This is a genomic window from Planomonospora sp. ID91781 (assembly GCF_015711595.1).
Lineage (GTDB): Bacteria > Actinomycetota > Actinomycetes > Streptosporangiales > Streptosporangiaceae > Planomonospora > Planomonospora parontospora.
In genome coordinates this window covers 59,987-77,327 of sequence record NZ_JABTEY010000001.1, presented here as the reverse complement: position 1 = coordinate 77,327, position 17,341 = coordinate 59,987, and the positions used below count along the sequence as shown (strand labels likewise).

General features: G+C 73.6%; 15 protein-coding genes. 10 read left to right on the top strand and 5 right to left on the bottom strand.

Annotation, left to right across the window (positions count from 1 at the left end):
• Positions 1-76 precede the first annotated feature (76 nt).
• Entirely contained in the window at positions 77-2,254 is a 2,178-nt protein-coding gene (locus HS048_RS00325) for a transglycosylase domain-containing protein (RefSeq protein ID WP_196465775.1), read from the top strand.
• A 104-nt stretch (positions 2,255-2,358) separates the two neighbouring features.
• Here the strand turns inward: HS048_RS00325 and HS048_RS00320 are convergent, their stop codons facing one another.
• Complete coding sequence (locus tag HS048_RS00320; RefSeq protein WP_196465774.1) at positions 2,359-4,332, bottom strand: thioredoxin domain-containing protein; 1,974 nt, start codon at positions 4,330-4,332, stop codon at positions 2,359-2,361.
• 199 nt (positions 4,333-4,531) lie between these two features.
• Here HS048_RS00320 and HS048_RS00315 point away from each other — a divergent pair, with 199 nt between their 5' ends.
• Positions 4,532-5,692 (top strand): hypothetical protein, encoded by a 1,161-nt coding sequence (locus HS048_RS00315; protein WP_068901170.1) that lies wholly within the window; start codon positions 4,532-4,534, stop codon positions 5,690-5,692.
• Between the two features lie 164 nt (positions 5,693-5,856).
• Here the strand turns inward: HS048_RS00315 and HS048_RS00310 are convergent, their stop codons facing one another.
• Together HS048_RS00310 and mca are read right to left on the bottom strand one after the other, a co-directional pair.
• Positions 5,857-6,054 carry a hypothetical protein gene (locus tag HS048_RS00310; protein ID WP_068901171.1) on the bottom strand — a complete coding sequence of 66 codons (198 nt, stop codon included), beginning with the start codon at positions 6,052-6,054 and terminating at the stop codon, positions 5,857-5,859.
• 34 nt (positions 6,055-6,088) lie between these two features.
• A complete protein-coding gene (mca, locus tag HS048_RS00305; RefSeq protein ID WP_068901173.1) occupies positions 6,089-6,976 on the bottom strand; it encodes a mycothiol conjugate amidase Mca in 888 nt (295 codons plus the stop codon).
• 171 nt (positions 6,977-7,147) lie between these two features.
• Between mca and HS048_RS00300 the strand changes: the two genes are divergently transcribed.
• The 3 genes from HS048_RS00300 to HS048_RS38645 all read left to right on the top strand — a co-directional run bounded on the left by HS048_RS00300 (position 7,148) and on the right by HS048_RS38645 (position 9,695).
• Positions 7,148-7,576 carry a DUF4307 domain-containing protein gene (locus tag HS048_RS00300; RefSeq protein ID WP_068901479.1) on the top strand — a complete coding sequence of 143 codons (429 nt, stop codon included), beginning with the start codon at positions 7,148-7,150 and terminating at the stop codon, positions 7,574-7,576.
• A gap of 106 nt (positions 7,577-7,682) precedes the next feature.
• Complete coding sequence (gene greA / locus HS048_RS00295; RefSeq protein WP_068901175.1) at positions 7,683-8,186, top strand: transcription elongation factor GreA; 504 nt, start codon at positions 7,683-7,685, stop codon at positions 8,184-8,186.
• Between the two features lie 222 nt (positions 8,187-8,408).
• A complete protein-coding gene (locus HS048_RS38645) occupies positions 8,409-9,695 on the top strand; it encodes a C40 family peptidase (protein ID WP_191895251.1) in 1,287 nt (428 codons plus the stop codon).
• Between the two features lie 102 nt (positions 9,696-9,797).
• Here the strand turns inward: HS048_RS38645 and HS048_RS00285 are convergent, their stop codons facing one another.
• A complete protein-coding gene (locus HS048_RS00285; protein ID WP_196465772.1) occupies positions 9,798-10,412 on the bottom strand; it encodes a TetR family transcriptional regulator in 615 nt (204 codons plus the stop codon).
• A complete protein-coding gene (locus HS048_RS00280; RefSeq protein WP_230880669.1) occupies positions 10,390-11,880 on the bottom strand; it encodes an MFS transporter in 1,491 nt (496 codons plus the stop codon). The genes HS048_RS00285 and HS048_RS00280 overlap by 23 nt, the downstream gene beginning before the upstream one ends.
• 82 nt (positions 11,881-11,962) lie before the next feature.
• On the opposite strand from HS048_RS00280, the gene HS048_RS00275 reads away from it, so the two are divergent.
• The 5 genes from HS048_RS00275 to HS048_RS00255 all read left to right on the top strand — a co-directional run bounded on the left by HS048_RS00275 (position 11,963) and on the right by HS048_RS00255 (position 17,313).
• Complete coding sequence (locus HS048_RS00275) at positions 11,963-12,490, top strand: hypothetical protein (RefSeq protein WP_068901184.1); 528 nt, start codon at positions 11,963-11,965, stop codon at positions 12,488-12,490.
• 290 nt (positions 12,491-12,780) lie between these two features.
• Entirely contained in the window at positions 12,781-14,580 is a 1,800-nt protein-coding gene (locus tag HS048_RS00270; RefSeq protein ID WP_196465771.1) for a phosphoenolpyruvate carboxykinase (GTP), read from the top strand.
• A gap of 266 nt (positions 14,581-14,846) precedes the next feature.
• Complete coding sequence (locus tag HS048_RS00265; RefSeq protein ID WP_196465770.1) at positions 14,847-15,842, top strand: TIGR04222 domain-containing membrane protein; 996 nt, start codon at positions 14,847-14,849, stop codon at positions 15,840-15,842.
• Positions 15,843-15,890: 48 nt separating this feature from the next.
• A complete protein-coding gene (locus HS048_RS00260; protein WP_068901191.1) occupies positions 15,891-16,697 on the top strand; it encodes a DUF692 family multinuclear iron-containing protein in 807 nt (268 codons plus the stop codon).
• A complete protein-coding gene (locus HS048_RS00255) occupies positions 16,690-17,313 on the top strand; it encodes a hypothetical protein (protein WP_196465769.1) in 624 nt (207 codons plus the stop codon). Before HS048_RS00260 ends, HS048_RS00255 begins: the two co-directional genes overlap by 8 nt.
• The last annotated feature ends 28 nt before the right edge of the window (positions 17,314-17,341 follow it).

Sequence of the window (17,341 nt, the reverse complement as noted above, 5' to 3'; positions counted from 1 at the left end):
ACCGTTATCCACCGTTTACCCTTAACGGTTCGCGCGGTTGACGGGGGTCGGTCGCGGGGCCGGATCGGGGGCACGCTTGTTGAAGGGCGAAGGGAAGGCACGGCCGCGCAGGAGGAGGTTCCTGCGGGTCGCGCTGGTCGTCTTCGGCGCCGGCGTCGTGGCGGCGGCCGGCCTGTTCGCCGTGGCGTGGGCGATGACCCCCATCCCGGAGAGCACGCAGGCCGCGGCCACCGCGCAGGGCTCGGTGATCTACTACCGCGACGGCAAGACCGTGCTCGCCAAGCAGGGCGTCAACCGCCGGACCGTCGAGCTGGACAAGGTCCCGCGCAGCCTCAGGAACGCCGTCATCGCCGCCGAGAACCGCTCGTTCTACCAGGACCAGGGCGTCTCCCTGCGGGGCACCGCCCGCGCCGTGTGGTCGACGGTCAGCGGCAGGCAGCTCCAGGGCGGCTCGACGATCACCCAGCAGATGGTCCGCAACTACTACAGCGGCCTCAGCCAGGAGCGCTCCGCGGTCCGCAAGCTCAAAGAGATCATGATCTCCCTCAAGGTGGACCGCTCGAAGTCCAAGGACTGGGTGCTGGAGCAGTACCTCAACACGATCTACTTCGGCCGGGGCGCGCACGGCGTGCAGGCCGCGGCCGACGCCTACTTCCGCAAGGACGTCTCCGACCTCACCCTCTCCGAGGGCGCCTACCTCGCCGCGGTGATCCAGCAGCCGACCAGGTTCGCCGACCCCCGGGGCGACGACCTGGAGGCGGCCAGGTCCCGCTGGCGCTGGGTGGTCGACGGCATGGTCAAGACCGGCGCGATCACCCCGGTCGAGGCCGCGAAGACCGAGTTCCCCAAGCTGAAGAAGCCCAGGGACGTCTTCGAGCCCGAGGGCCAGGAGGGCTACATGCTCGACCAGGTCATGGCCGAGCTGCGCCGGCGGGGCTACACCGACGAGGACGTCAACCAGGGCGGCCTGAAGATCGTCTCGACGTTCGACAGGAAGCTGATGGAGGCCGCCGAGCAGGCCGTCACCTCGGTCCTGCCGGAGAACACCCCGAAGCGGGTCCGCACCGGCCTGGCCGCCGTCGACCCCGGCACCGGCGAGGTCGTCGCCTTCTACGGCGGCCGGAACTACGACGCCAACAAGTTCGACAACGCCTTCTCCGCCGAGGTGCAGGCCGGGTCCACCTTCAAGGCCTACGTGCTGGCCGCGGCCCTGGAGAACGGCCTCGACCTCGGCACCCGGGTCGAGGGGAACTCGCCGATGCGGGTCGCCTCCGCCGCCAAGCCCATCCCCAACTCCGGCGGCGCCTCCTACGGCCGGGTCGACCTGGTGCGGGCCATGCGCCACTCGGTGAACACCGCCTTCGTCGACCTCGGCCAGCAGGTCGGCCTCGACGAGGTGGCCGAGGCCGCCGAGGCCGCGGGCATCCCCGTCGACCAGCTCACCCCGCACCGGGACGCGGCCACGCTCCCGCTGGGCGTGGCCTCGGTGAGCGCCGTGCAGAACGCCTCCGGCTTCGCCACCTTCGCCGCCGACGGCGTGCACCGCCGGCCCCACGTGATCCGCTCGATCACCGGAGCCGAGGGCAGGCTGAAGATCACCGAGAAGGGCGAGCGGGTCTTCTCCGAGCGGACCGCCGCCGACGTCACCCACGCGCTGACCCAGGTGGTCACGGGCGGCACCGGTACGGCGGCCCGCCTCTACGACCGCCCGGCGGCCGGCAAGACCGGCACCACGGACAAGTCGGCGTCCGCCTGGTTCGCCGGGTTCACCCCGCAGCTCTCCGTCGCGGTGAACATGTTCCGCGACGACAACAAGCCGGTGGTCGTGGGCGGCATGACCCAGTCCGGAGGGCAGTACCCCGCCCAGGTCTGGCGCGCCTTCATGGCCGAGGCGATGGCGGGCAAGCCCGTCGAGGAGTTCCCCGAGCCGTCCTCCTACGGCCGCTCCGCCCCCTACACCGACGACGACCCCGGCTACCGGGGCGATCCGGAGACCGGGACCGGCGACCCCGGCCTCCGGGGCGACCCCGTCCCGGAGGAGCCGGCCTCCCCGGCGCCGGACGAGCCGACCGTCCCCACGCCGGACCAGCCGGACGTTCCGGACGACCCCGGGCAGCCCACCGCTCCCCCACCGCCGGACGAGCCGACGGTCCCGGCGCCGGACGAGCCGGAGCCCGGCCCCGGGGACGGAACCGGAGGCGGGGGCGAGGGCGGAGCCGAGTCCACCGGTCAGGCCGCGGTCCCGGTGGGCTGACCGGACGCGGGAGCACGCCGGCCTCCCCGGGCTCCGGTCCCGGGAGCGGCGCCGCACCCCGGCGAAGCCCGGCGCGCGGCGCCGCGCTCAGGAGGTCCGGACGCTCAGGAGGTCCGGACGGCGCCGCCCAGCTCCGCCCTGAGCGCGGCCGGAGTGGTGACCGGCATCCTGCAGGTGAAGCCCCGGCACACGTACGCCGCGGGGGAGCCGTCGACCAGTCCCCGGCTCTCCAGCAGGGGCACCCCGGACGAACCGGGCTCGCCCACCGCGACCACCAGGCCGGGGACGGCGGACAGCAGCGCGGCCCGGTGCAGCGCGGCGGTGGCCGGGTCGCCGGCGGGGCCCACGACGGCCACCTCGACGGGACCGGTGACGGCCGCCTGCGCCACGGCCAGACCCCATCCGGCGAACCTGGCGTGCTGGGGGGCCAGCACGCTCACCGTGCCGAGGGCCGCCTCCGCGGCCTCCCGGTGGCGGGCGGAACCGGTCAGCGCCGCGTAGGAGAGCAGGGCGCCGGCCGCGGCGAACTGGCCCGAGGGGGCGGCGTTGTCGGTGGGGTCCTGGGGCCGCTGGAACAGCCGCTCGGCGTCGTCGGCGGTGTCGAAGAACCCGCCGGAGCCGTCGGCGAAGCGGTCGAGCACCGTGTCCAGCAGCGTCCCCGCGCGCCGGAACCAGCGGACCTCCCCGGTCACCGCGTAGAGCGAGAGCAGCCCCTCCGCCAGGTCCGCGTAGTCCTCCAGGACGCCGGCGTTCCCGCCCGCCCGGCCGTCGCGCGAGGTGCGCAGCAGCCGGTCGCCGTCCAGGTGCAGCCCGTCCAGGAGCACGGCCGCCTCCCGGGCCGCCGCCACCAGGTCGGGCCGGTCGAACAGGGCCCCGGCCTCGGCGAGCGCGGCGACGGCCAGGCCGTTCCAGGCGGCGACGACCTTGTCGTCCCGGCCGGGCCGTACCCGCCGGGAACGGGCCCGCAGCAGGGCGGCGCGCACGCGCTCGAACCGCGCGGGGTCGTCGGGGTCGTCGAGGAGCTGGAGCACCGAGGTGCCGTGCTCGAAGGTCCCGGTCACCTCGAACAGCCCGACGGCCCAGTCGCCGTCGGGCCCCAGGACCTCGCGCAGCTCCTCGGGCGTCCAGGCGTAGAACTTGCCCTCCACGCCCTCGCTGTCGGCGTCCAGGGCCGAGGCGAAACCGCCCTCCGGGGTGCGCATCTCCGACAGCAGCCAGTCGGCGGTCTCCAGGGCCACGCGCCTGCCCAGCACCGAACCGGTGGAGCGCCACCAGTGCGCGTAGACCCGCAGCAGCAGCGCGTTGTCGTAGAGCATCTTCTCGAAGTGCGGCACGACCCACCCGGAGTCCACGCTGTAGCGGGCGAACCCCCCGGCGAGCTGGTCGTAGATGCCGCCCCTGGCCATGGCCTCCAGCGTGCGCTCCGCCATGCGGAGCGCGTCCGGCCCGCCGTGCCGGAGCAGGAACTCCAGCACCATCGACGGCGGGAACTTGGGCGCCCCGCCGAAACCGCCGCGGACCGGATCGAAGGACTCGGCCAGGCTGCGCACCGCCTGGTCCAGCGTCTCCGCCGTGGGGGCCGGGCCGGTCGGGAACGCGGTGCGCTCGTTCAGCGCCTCGACGATCTTCGAGCCCTGGGTGAGGACGGCCTCGCGGTCGTTGTGCCAGGCGTTGGAGACCCCGACGAGCAGGCGCTGGAACTGCGGCCGGGGGAAGTAGGTGCCGGTGTAGAAGGGGTGGCCCTCCGGCGTGGCGAAGACCGTCATCGGCCAGCCGCCGTGACCGGTCATCGCCTGCGTGGCCGCCATGTAGACCGCGTCCACGTCGGGCCGCTCCTCGCGGTCCACCTTGACGTTGACGAAGTGCTCGTTCATCAGCGCCGCGGTGCCGTCGTCCTCGAACGACTCGTGCGCCATGACGTGACACCAGTGGCAGGCCGAGTAGCCCACGCTGACCAGCAGCGGCACGTCCCGCCGCCGCGCCTCCTCGAAGGCCTCCGGGCCCCACTCGAACCAGTGGACCGGGTTGTCGGCGTGCTGGAGGAGGTAGGGACTGGTGGCGTCCTTCAACCGGTTCATGGTGCGACTCCCGCGGGCGAGGCACGGGCCTGACCGCCCGCGTAAGGGGTCCTACCCCGTCCGCCCACCCTAGACCGGCGGCGGGGAGATCAGGTCCGGCCCGCGAGCGCGGGTGCGGGCCGCCGCCCGGCGCGGAGCGGGACGGCGGCCCGGCGGCCGTCCTCCCGCCGGGCGCGGGAGGAGCGTAGGCTCAGCGGGCGTGGACCTCGACTTCATCTGTGTGCACGCCGGGCGCCCGGCGTCCGAGCTGACCCGGCGCGATGTCGCCCGCGCGCTCCTGTCGGTGCCCTCGGGGGTGGCGCTGGTGGCCCTCGCCGATCTGCGGCGGGCCATGCTGGCGGCGGGCAACCCGCTCTCGGCGGCCTTCTGGGAGTCGGCCAGGACGACGCTGGGGGCGATCGAGTCCGGGAGCGCGACGATCGGCGACGTGCAGCGCTGGCTGGAGGCCACCGGGACCGAGCCGCTGCTGCTGACCCGGAGCTTCTTCGTCTGGCCGGAGGAGGACGAGCGGGGGCCGGTGGCGGGGGAGATGTTCGGCCGGCTGGTCGCCCATCTGGAGGAGCTGGTCGCGGCGGGCGAGATCGACCCGGACGCGCTCGCCCGGGGCGACGAGGCGGCCCGCAAGGCGTACGAGGACCTGCAGGAGGAGTGGCTGTCCGGCCCGCTCCCCGACGGCCGGGTCCCCGGGCTCGTGGTGAGCGACGAGCAGGACGAGGAGCTGTTCGCGGCCTGGGACGAGGAGGAGGCGTTCGCCCTCGACGAGCTGCGGCGCATCCTCGCCGAGCTGCCCGACCCGGTACGGCCCGAGGCCGAGCTGCGGGCCGCCTGCGCGAGGCTGCGCGAGGTGCTGGCCGACCCCGGATACCCCGGGAACGTGCTGCGGGCGTGCGCCGGATACGGCGACGGGCCGCTGCCCGCCGGCGACGAGGAGCTCTGGCTGGCCGTCGCGGCCGGCATCGCCGGACCGGTCTCCGACCTGCCGGAGGACGACGACACGGTGGAGGAGTTCGCCGACGTGGAGAACGAGCTCAGCGCCGAGGACTCGGCGCTGGCCTCGCTGTGCGCGATCCACCACGCCGACTGGCTGGCCGCGGTGGCCGCGCTGGCCAGGCGCGGGCCCGGGGTGCTGGCCTCGCCCGAGCGGATCGCACGGCTCATCGCCGAGTCCGACGACATCGACGTCGACATGGACGAACCGGAGGACCTGGAGGCGACCGAGGCGCTCTTCGGCGCGGTCACGCCCCTGTGGGAGTCGCTGGGCGTCGTCGACCGCAGCGGGATCCTCACCCCGCTGGGTCACTGGGGCCTGCCCCGGGCGCTGGAGCGGGCCTGGTCGTCGACGGACGCGCTCGGCGACTGACATCCGCCGACGGGGTCCGGACGGCGGCTGACGTCCGCGGGCGCGGTCCGGCCGGCGGCGGGCGTGCCCGGCCGGCCGGTGCCCGCCGGTGCGGGCCGCCGCCCGCGGAGGGTCCGGCCGCCGTGCCGCGGCCGGACCGGGGTCCGCCCGCGCGGGCCCCGGGACTACTCGGTCCGGACGGCGCCGTCCGGCTTCGTGTCCGCGTCCTCCCGGTCGGTCTCGGAGGGGAGATCGATCTTCGAGATCTGCTTCCTCATCGACTTGACGAGCAGGAAGAGCGCCAGGCCCATCGCCGCCACGACCAGGAACCCCAGGAGACCCGGGCTGACGTCACCCTTGGGGACGGTGTCGAATGCAATCACGTGTCAAGTCTGCCACCGCGGGTCCGTGGTCGGGTCAGGGGCAGGAGGCGTGGCTGACCTCGTCGGCGTGGATGCCGGCGAAGAGGTCGTCCTCGGGCAGCTCGGTGTCCACCAGGGAGCGGGCCAGGTGGTAGTCCTCGGTCGGCCAGATCTCGCGCTGCAGGTCGCGCGGGCAGACGAACCAGAACCCGTCGGGGTCGACCTGCGTGGCGTGCGCGAGCAGGGCCTCGTCGCGGACCTCGAAGTAGTCGCCGCAGGGGACGCGGCTGGTCACCGGCCACTTCTGCGGGCGGTCCTCCCAGCGGGCGATCCAGTCGGCGTACGGCGAGCCGATGCCGCGCGCGGTCATGGCCTCGTGCAGCGCCTCGAACCGGTCCTTGGTGAAGCCCATGTGGTAGTAGAGCTTCAGCGGCTGCCAGGGCTCGCCCGCCCCGGGATAGCGGTCGGGGTCGCCGGCGGCCTCGAAGGCCTCCACCGAGACGCGGTTGGTCATGATGTGGTCCGGGTGCGGGTAGCCGCCGTCGTCGTCGTAGGTCAGGATGACGTGCGGCCGGAACTCCCGGACCGCGGCGACCAGCGGCGCCGCGGCGACCTCCAGCGGCTGCAGCGCGAAGCACCCCTCCGGCAGCGGCTCGGTCTCGTCCTCGGGCAGGCCGGAGTCCACGAAACCCAGGAAACGCTGCTTCACGCCGAGGATCTCGCGCGCCCGCTCCATCTCCAGGCGCCGGACCTCGCCGATGTTCTCCAGGATGTCGGGGCGGTCCATCTTGGGGTTCAGGATCGAGCCCCGCTCCCCTCCGGTGAGGGTGCATACGAGCACGTCCACGCCTTCGGCGACATAGCGCGCCATCGTGGCGGCGCCCTTGCTCGACTCATCGTCGGGATGCGCGTGAACGGCCATCAGTCTCAGCGGTGCACTCACGGGCTCGACGTCTCCTCTTTCAGTGGTGCGGCTCGGACCCCCGCCGGCCTCGCGGCTTGGCCTGGATCACTCCAGGGAGAGGCTAGTTTCTCTATGGCGGTCGCGAGAGCGGGGCCCCCGCGAGGGACAATTGTCTCGGATAACGCCGAGGTAGTGCAGGGAGATTCCGTCATGGCCACCAGCGAGGCCGGCAAGGGCCGATTCGAGGGCCCCGTTCTCGGCACCCCGGGCGACCTCCCCGACCGTCCGGAGCGCCGGGGGCGCTTCGTCGTCCACGTGGTGATCGCGATCCTGTGCGCGGTGACGGCGGGCGGGTGGGGTTACGTGATGTGGGCGGCCAAGGGCGAGACCGAGGTCATCAAGCAGATCATCGCGTTCGACGTCGGCCGGCCCGACTCCGCGCAGATCACCTTCGAGGTGATCAAGCCCTCCGACCGGGCCGCCGTGTGCCGGTTGCGCGCCATGGACGTCGGCCACGCGGAGGTCGGGAGCCGAGAGCTGGACATTCCCGCTGGTGAGGGATATCTCCAGCTTACCGAACGGCTAGAGACCAGTGCTCAGGCCACTTCCGCTGACGTCGAGTACTGCTATCTCGTATAGTGAGACATTTGGGGAAGCGTTCGCTCGGCTAACTTGTTAGCCTGTCGAGATTCGACCGTCCGCTCGTCCCCAGCACTATGCCCCACAGAGGAAGCAAGGAGAACCCGTGGCCGACTCCCACATCGAGAGCGTCACCTGGCTCACTCAGGAGGCGTACGACCGCCTGAAGGCGGAGTTCGAATACCTCTCGGGGCCCGGGCGCGTCGACATCGCCAAGAAGATCGAGGCCGCCCGCGAAGAGGGCGACCTCAAGGAGAACGGCGGCTACCACGCCGCCAAGGACGAGCAGGGCAAGATGGAGGCCCGCATCTTCCACCTCCGCCAGATCCTGGACACCGCCAAGGTCGGCGAGGCGCCGCGCACCGAGGGCGTCGTCGGGCCCGGCATGACCGTCACCGTCCGGTTCGAGGGCGATGACGAAGAGGTGGCGTTCCTGCTGGCCTCCCGCGAGGAGAGCGGCGCCCCGATCGACGTCTACTCGCCCAAGTCCCCGCTCGGCGCGGCGATCAACGGCAAGAAGGTCGGCGAGAAGGCCACCTACACGATGCCGAACGGCCGCTCCAACACGGTGGAGATCCTGGAGGCCGTGCCGTACAACGGCGGCAACTGACCCGCGAGGACGGCCGGACCGATCCGCCGGGACAGGGTTCCGGCGGATCGCCATGTCTCCGGGGGGTTTTTCATCCCCGCCGATGACCATGACGCGGGTAGTGACTGTTTTGGCGGGTTCGCGTGCATCCGGCGGCGGAGTACGGCAGGCTCGTGGAGCCGGGCCGCTCCGATGAGAGCCGGTCAGGCGGAACGGACGGAGTTCGACCGAGGGGGAGCCGACGTGTTCGATCGGCGGACGCGTGTCTCCGACGTGGTCCGGGAGGTCTGCCACGACCTCGCCTACCGCCCGCGCCTGCGGCCCGGCGGGCGCACCGCCGGCGCGCCGGGCCGGGCCGCTCCGGCGATCGCGGTGCCGGCCATCGCGGTGCTGCTGGTCGGCGTGCTGGCGGCGGACCTGGTGGTGCTGAGCCGGATGCCGGAGCGGACGCCTGAGCGGGGCGGTGCGGACACCGTCGCCGCCCGCCGGCCCGCCGACCGGCGGGAGCTGGCCCGCACCACGCAGGCCGCGGCGCCCGTCTCCTCTCCCGTCGCCCCGCCGCCCGTCGCCCCGCTGACCGAGATGCGCAAGCCGCACCTGTTCGTGGTCGCGAACCGGCCGCTGAGCTCCGCCGTCGTGGCGCGGGCGGCGCGGATCAAGGGGATCCGCGCGATCGAGCGGGCCGACGCGGCCGAGGTCACGATGGACAACAAGCCGGTGCAGACGCTGGGGGTGGACCCCTCGACGTTCCGCGCCTACACCCCCAAGCCGACCGCCACGTCCGACAAGCTCTGGCGCAACGTCGCCGCGGGAGAGGTCGCCGTCTCCTTCGTCCTCGGCAACGACGGGGGCCTGGAGCTGGGCCGGACCGTCGCCAGCGGCGGGCGCGCCCTGCGGGTGGGCGCCTACGCCACGATGGGCATGGGCGCCATCGACGCGGTGGTCTCCCGGCGGACGGCGCGCGAGCTCGGCATCCCGGAGAACAACGCCCTGGTGGTGAGCGCCCCGGGGGCCGACTCCGCCCGGCTCCGCGCGGCCCTGCTGAAGGTCCTGCCGAAGGGCAGCCAGGTCGTCGCGATCAACCCGGTCTTCAAGGCCGCGCCGCGGAAGATCTGGCCGGCCTCGGCCTTCATGCACCCCGACCAGGTGCGGACCGCGCTCACCGCCGCCATCGGCAAGCTGGGCCGCCCGTACGTCTGGGGCGCCGAGGGGCCGGACACCTTCGACTGCTCCGGCCTGGTCCAGTGGGCCTACGCGCAGGCGGGCGTCAGGGTCCCCCGCGTGACGCACCAGCAGTTCGTGTCGGGCCCGCAGATCCCGCTCTCCCAGGCCCAGCCGGGCGACCTGCTGTTCTGGCGGCACGATCCGACCAACCCCGGCTACGTCTCGCACGTGGCGATCTACTGGGGCGACGGGAAGATGCTGCACGCCCCGCGGACGGGCGACGTGGTCAAGCTCGTCCCGGTCAGCACGAGGAACTTCGCCGGGGCCGTCCGGATCAGCCCGCAGATCGCCGCGCGGGCGGGCTGAGCCGGGGTCTCCGCGCGGGCCCCGGCCCGGCGGGCGGCGCGGTCGCCGGGCGGAGGCCGCCGCCGTACGCGGAGCGGTCGCGCCGTGCCGGACGCGGCCGGGTCAGGGACGCAGGCCCGACTCCAGGAGGGCGAGGGTCTCGTCGACGATGTCGGCCAGCGGGCGGGTCCCGTCGCTCTCGGCCCAGGAGAACAGCGCGGCCAGCATGGCGCCGACCACCGCCCCGGCCGCCGTCCGGGCGAGCAGGTCGGCGGCGGCACGGCCGGCGGGGGCGGGGGTCATGCGCGCGGAGAGGGCCCGGGTGAACACGTCGATGGTGGCGATCATGTTGTCGACGGCGCGGGCGCGCAGCGCGGGGTGGCTGAGCTGGAGCCTGGTGCGGGCCCGGATCTGCTCCTCCTCCTCGGGGGGGATCTGCGCGAACGCCTCGCGCATCGCGGCGCGCAGCGCGGGCACCGGGTCCAGGCCGGCGGGCTGGGCGGCCAGCGCGGCCAGCATGACGGGGTCGTAGTCGTCCTGGACGACCACGTCCTCCTTGGTAGGGAAGTAGCGGAAGAACGTGCTGGGCGAGATCTCGGCGGCCTCCGCGATCTGCTCGACCGTCGTCGCCTCGTAGCCCTGCTCGGCGAACAGTCGCAGGGCCTGCTCCTGGATCGTCCGCCGGGTCCGGGCCTTCTTGCGTTCGCGCAGTCCCTCAGGGCGCGGAGGTGAGCTCATGCGCAGATTCTCGCGCGTCGTCCGCGCGCATGAACACCGCCACGGCCGCGGCGCCCGCCGCGGCCAGCGCCGCGCACACCAGCAGCACATCGCTCATGCCGCCGGTGAAGGCCTCCCGGGCGGCGGCGGCGAGCACGGGGTCGCCGAGCCGTACGGCGGCGGCCACGGAGTCCCGTGCGGCCTCCGGAGCGCCCCCGGGCAGCCCGTCCGCGTAGCCGGCGGAGAGCAGGCTGCCCAGTCCGGCGACGCCGAGCACGCCGCCGACCTGCCGCAGCGCCTGCAGCGTGCCGGAGCCCGCGCCCACCCGCTCCTGGGGCAGTACGGCCAGCACGCCGTCCATCGCCGGGACCATCGCCAGCCCCACGCCGGCCCCCGCCACGGTCAGCCAGACGGCGATGAAGCCGTATCCGGAGGAGGCGCCGGTCAGGGCGCCGAGGGCGAGACCGCCGGCGAGCAGCGCCAGGCCGGCCGGCAGGAGCACGCGCAGGCTCAGCCGGCCCAGCAGGCGCTCGCCGGCCAGGCCGCCGGCCATCAGGCCGAGCACCATGGGCACGACGCGGATCCCGGTGCCGAAGGCGTCGTGTCCCAGGACGGCCTGGAGGTGGAGCGGGACCACGAACAGCACGCCCATCATGGCCAGCGAGACGAGGGTCGCGCCGGCGGAGCCCCACAGGAAGACCCGGTCGGTGAAGAGGCGGAGGTCCATCATGGGCGCGGGGGAGCGGGCCTCCACCATGACGAACGCGGTGAGCAGGACCACGCCGGCGGCGAGCGGGACCAGCACGGCGGGTGAGGTCCAGCCGGCCGAGGGCGCCTCGATCACGCCGTGGACCAGCGCGGCGAGCCCGCCGACCGAGAGCAGCGCGCCGGGCAGGTCGAAGCGGGGCCGCCGCTCGTCGCGCGACTCCGGCAGCAGCACCGCGGCCGCCGCCAGGGCGACGGCCACCACGGGGAGGTTGATCAGGAAGATCGAGCCCCAGTGGAAGCGGTCGAGCAGGTAGCCGCCGAGGATCGGTCCCAGCGGCAGGCCGAGGGCCATCCCCGCCGACCAGGCCGCGATGGCCTTCGAACGCTCGTGCGCAGGGAAGAGGCTCGGCAGGATCGACACGGAGAGCGGCATGATCAGGGCGCCCCCGGCGCCGAGGAGCACCCGGGCGGCGATGAGCGCCGCCGAACCCCCGGCCGTCGCGGCGAGGAGCGAGGCCACGCCGAAGACGGCCAGCCCGGTCAGGAGGAGGCGCTTGCGGCCGAAGCGGTCGCCGAGGACGCCGGCGGGGAGCAGGAGGGCGGCGAAGGGGATCAGGTAGGCGTCCACGATCCACTGCAGCTCGCCGGTCGAGGCGCCGAGGTCCACGGCGAGCGTGGGCAGGGCGACGTTCAGGATCGTCGCGTCCAGTCCGATGACGAGGACGCTCAGCACCAGCGCGGCCAGGGCCCACCAGCGACGGGAGGAAGTGATAGCAACCATGATTTGAGGGTAACTCTCAAAATCTAGTTTGTGTCAAAATATTTCCCGGCCCATCTTTGTGAAAGGGTGTAATCTTCATTACATGGAGAACGAAGAAGTAGAGGCGCAGCTGCGCGGCTGGTTCTCGGGACGCATGCCCGAGGGGTGGTTCGACGGTCCGCTCGAGATCGCGCTGGACCGCGAGGAGATCACGGTGGTGGGGGTGCTCCGCCCGCCCGCGTCCGCCGAGGGCGTCTCGGAGGTGGAGCGGGTGGCCGCGCTGGAGGGGGCGGTGCAGCGCTTCCGGGAGGAGACCAGGGAGCGGCGCATCGAGATCGCTTCGGAGGCCGAGCACCGGTTCCGGAGGAAGGTCTCCTGGGGCGTCTCGGTCGGAGGGGAGAGGGTGATGTTCACCACACTGTCGGTCCCCGTCATGACGCGGCTCCGCCAGTCCGAGCGCCGGGTGCTGGACACCCTGGTGGCCGCGGGCGTGGCGCGCAGCCGCAGCGACGCGCTCGCCTGGTGCGTGCGCCTGGTGGGGCGGCACGCCGACACCTGGCTGGCTGATTTGCGGGACGCTCTCCAGCACGTCGACCGGGTGCGGGCGGCGGGTCCCGACGTGACTTCCTGAGGCGGGCCAGGAAAAAGAGGGCGGTAAGTGGTCTGAACCTTTCGGCTCATTGGTTTAGACCTCTTTCAGTGGCCTATACCAATCCATGGTGCGGTTTATTTAAACCCGCTTCTTTCGGGTAGAGGAATCCAGTCATCGCGGCCCCTGCCAGCCCATACGTCCGACGGTGGGACTGGGGGCGGGTCCGCCGGGACACGAGCCGGAGCTAATTCACTGGTCTACGCCAATTGGATTACGTCCGGTTTCTTGTCGATGATGATTCCGCCTGAGAAGCGTGAGGAGCCGCCACAGTGACCGCAACCGTTGACGTATCCGCCCCCAGTCCGACCACCCACAAGGAACTGATCGCCTGGGTCAACGAGATCGCCGAGCTCACCCGTCCGGACCGGATCGAGTGGTGCGACGGCTCGGAGGCCGAGTGGACGCGCCTGACGAACCTGCTGGTCGAGCAGGGCACGTTCAAGCGCCTGGCCAAGCGGCAGAACAGCTTCTACGCCGCCTCCGACCCGAGCGACGTCGCCCGCGTCGAGGACCGCACCTACATCTGCTCCGAGAAGGAGGAGGACGCCGGGCCGACCAACAACTGGATCGCCCCGGCCGAGATGCGCGCGACCTTCGGCGAGCTCTTCGCCGGCTGCATGCGCGGGCGCACGATGTACGTGGTCCCCTTCTGCATGGGCCCGCTCGGCGGCGAGATCTCCCAGCTCGGCGTCGAGATCACCGACTCGCCCTACGTCGCGGTCTCGATGCGGATCATGACCAGGATGGGCGAGCCCGCCCTCCGCCTCATCGAGGAGCGGGGCGACTTCGTCAAGGCCGTGCACTCGGTCGGCGCCCCCCTGGAGCCCGGCCAGGCCGACGTGCCGTGGCCGTGCAGCTCCACCAAGTACATCAGCCACTTCCCCGAGACCCGCGAGATCTGGTCCTACGGCTCCGGCTACGGCGGCAACGCCCTGCTGGGCAAGAAGTGCTACGCGCTGCGCATCGCCAGCACCATGGCCCGCGACGAGGGCTGGCTGGCCGAGCACATGCTCATCCTCAAGCTCACCCCCCCGAGCGGGGAGACGCGCTACATCGCGGCGGCCTTCCCGTCCGCGTGCGGCAAGACCAACCTCGCCATGCTCCAGCCGACGATCCCGGGCTGGAAGGTCGAGACGATCGGCGACGACATCGCCTGGATGCGCTTCGGCGACGACGGCCGGCTGTACGCGATCAACCCGGAGGCGGGCTTCTTCGGCGTCGCGCCCGGCACGGGCCAGTCGACCAACGCCAACGCGATCAAGGCGCTCTGGGGCAACAGCATCTTCACCAACGTCGCCCTCACCGACGACGGCGACGTGTGGTGGGAGGGCTTGACCGACGAGCCCCCGGCGCACCTGACCGACTGGAAGGGCCGCGACTGGACGCCGGAGAGCGGCGAACCCGCCGCCCACCCGAACGCCCGCTTCACGGTGCCCGCCGGCCAGTGCCCGACCATCGCCTCCGAGTGGCAGGACCCCGAGGGGGTGCCGATCTCGGCGATCCTGTTCGGCGGCCGCCGCGCCACCGCGGTCCCGCTGGTCACCGAGGCGCGCAGCTGGAACCACGGCGTCTTCATCGGGGCGAACATCGCCTCCGAGAAGACCGCCGCCGCCGAGGGCAAGGTCGGCGAGCTGCGCCGCGACCCCTTCGCGATGCTGCCGTTCTGCGGCTACAACATGGGCGACTACTTCGCCCACTGGATCAGCATCGGCGAGCGCGAGGGCGCGCGGCTGCCGCGCGTCTACTACGTGAACTGGTTCCGCAAGAACGCCGAGGGCAGGTTCATCTGGCCGGGCTTCGGCGAGAACAGCCGCGTGCTCAAGTGGATCGTGGACCGCCTCAACGGCCGGGCCGAGGCGGTCGAGACGCCCATCGGCATGCTCCCCGCCGAGCTGGACACCGAGGGCCTCGACCTGTCGGAGGAGGACCTCGCGACCCTGCTGACCGTGGACCGGGAGGTCTGGCGGGAGGAGGCGAAGCTGATCCCGTCCTTCTTCGAGACCTTCGGCGACCACTGCCCCAAGGAGCTCTGGGACGAGTACAACACCCTGGTCGAGCGCCTGGGCTGACCCCTGATCCGGCGCGGCCCGGCGGGTCCGGGTCGCGCCCGGCGGCGAGCACCGCGGCGAACACGGCGTCGGCCGCGCCGGCCGCGGGCGGCGGCTGGTCCGTCCCTGCCCGGACCTCCCGCTTCGCGTCTCCTCCGGCGGGAGCCGCGGGGGCGGGGGCGTTCCGGCGCAGCGGCCGAATCGAGACCTTCGGGCTGAAACTTCCGCGGAGCCCCGGGCGTCTACCTGACAAACGGGGCCGACGCCCCTTCCCCCAGGAGGCGGACGTGGAAGTCGTACTGTTCGTCATCGCGGTCGCCCTGCTCGGGGCCGTGGTCATCGTGTCGACGGTCCTGAGCGGGCAGCAGCGCGAGGTCCGCGAGGCCGCCGCACACCACAAGGGACGGCCGATCACCCCTTACCACCTGGCCTACCTGGCCGGCGGGCCGCGCCGTACGGTCAACACCGCGCTCGCCATGCTGGCCAGGGGCGGCGGCATCCGGGTCGCGCGGGGCGGGCAGATCGGCCTCGTGGCCGGGGCCCCGCCGTCCCCGGACGGCATCGAGCAGGCCGTCCTGTCGGCCCTCGCCGCCCGCTCCGGCACCTGCCCGGCCGGGGAGCTGCGCCGTACGGTGGCCGAGGCGCCGGCCATGGCGGCCCTGCGCGTCGACCTGGAGCGCATGGGCCTGCTGGTGCCCGGCGGCGCGCTGGACGGGGCGGGCAGGTCGCTGCGGCGGCTCCTGGTCGCCGCCCTGCTCGCGGCGTTCTTCACCGTCGACGCCGTCGTGCTGCTCGCCGTCGTGGACGTCGCGGAACCCGGCCTGGGCATCGGCGCGGTGCTGATCGGCTTCGCGGCGGCGCTGATCGGCCTGATCACCTACGGCACGCAGCGCAAGGCGCTGCGCAACGTGCTCACCCGGGCCGGGCGCGACGTGCTCGACTCCGCCCGCCGGGTGCACATCCGGGGATCCCGCCACGACACGAGCGGCGACCTGGCCTTCGCGGTCGGCGCCCCGGTCGCGCTGTACGGCCTGAGCGAGGCCGGCGACCCCGCGCTGGAGGAGGAGCTGAAGCACTCCGACGGCGGCGGCGCGTACGTGGGCGGCGCGTGCGGCGGCGGTTCGGGCGGTTCGGGCGACGCCACCTACGGCGGCGGCGACTTCGGCTCCGGCGGCTACGGCGGCGGCGACTTCGGTTCGGGGGGTTCCGGCGGCGACTCGGGCGGCGGCTCCAGCTGCGGCGGCGGTGGGGGCTGCGGTGGCGGTGGCTGCGGTGGCGGATGAACGGGGTTCCGACGGCTGCGGCGGCAGGTGAGCGGGGAGGTGGCGGCGATGGGTGAGCGGCTCGGCGTCGGCATCGGCTGGCGGCCGGAGATCGACCTGACCGTGGAACGCCTGCCCGGCGTCGACTTCGTCGAGGTCATCGCGGAGAACATCCGCCCCGGCCGCCTCCCGGAGTCGCTGCGGGTGCTGCGTTCCCGCGGTGTGCCGGTGATCCCGCACGGGGTCGGGCTGGGCGTGGGCGGGGCGGAGCCGCCGGACCCCGACCGGCTGGCGCACCTGGCGGCCTGCGCGGAGGCGCTGGGCGCGCCGCTGGTCAGCGAGCACCTGGCCTTCGTGCGCGCGGGCGGGCTGGAGGCGGGTCACCTGCTCCCGGTCCCGCGCACCCGGCGGGCGCTCGCGGTCGTGACGGAGAACGTACGGCGGGCGCAGGACGCCCTGCCCGTCCCGCTGGCGCTGGAGAACGTGGCGGCGATCTTCGGCTGGCCGGAGGACGAGATGACGGAGGCGGAGTTCCTCGGCGAACTGGTCGCCGCGACCGGGGTCGGGCTCCTCGTCGACGTGGCCAACCTCTACACCAACCAGGTCAACCTGGGCCTGCCGGCCGTCGGGGCGCTCGACGCGCTGCCGCTGTCCGAGCTCGCCTACGTCCACGTGGCCGGGGGCCACGAGCACGGCGGCGTCTGGCACGACACCCACACCGCGCACGTCTCCGACGAGATCCTGGCCGTCCTGTCGGAGCTCTGCGCCCGGGTGGACCCGCCCGGGGTGCTGCTGGAGTGGGACGCCGACTACCCGAGCGACGCCGCGCTGGAGGCCGAGCTCGGCCGGATCCGCGAGGCGATGGCCCGTGGCTGAGGCCGTTCCCCCGGAGGAGCCCGCCGGGGCGCGGGCGGACGACCGCGGAGGCCCCGGTTCCGGCGGGCGGCCCGGGCGGAGGGAGCCGGCCGGGGCGCAGGCCGGGCCGGAGGAGCCGGTCACGCAGACCGGGCGGGAGGAGCTGGCCAGGGCGCAGGCCGGGCTGCTGGCCGCCCTGGTGGCGGGGGCGCAGGCGCCCCCGGGGTTCGACGGGGAGCGGCTGCGGATCCAGACGGCGAGCCTGGTCGCCAAGCGGCGGAGCGCGGTGGCCCGGCTCCGCCCGGACCTGGTGCAGGCCCTCGGCGAGGACTTCCGGGCCGAGTTCGCCGCCTACGCCTCCGGCCGTCCCAAGCCGCCGGGCGGCTCCCGCGCCGACGCCGCGGACTTCGCCGGGCACCTCGCCCGGACCGGGCGGATCCCGGCCGGTGCCGGTGCCGGAAGCGGGGACCGGACGGGGCCCGGGAACGGATCGGGGCCCGGGAACGACGGACCGGAGGCCGGGAGCGGACCGGGGAGCGGAAGCGGCACCGGACCGCCGCGGCCGGCCGGACGGTGGGCCCGCCTGACCCGGTGGCTGGGCGGGGAGCGGGACCCCTGGGAGGACGACGGACGGTGAACCGGACGTTTTGCCGGGACGAGGCGGG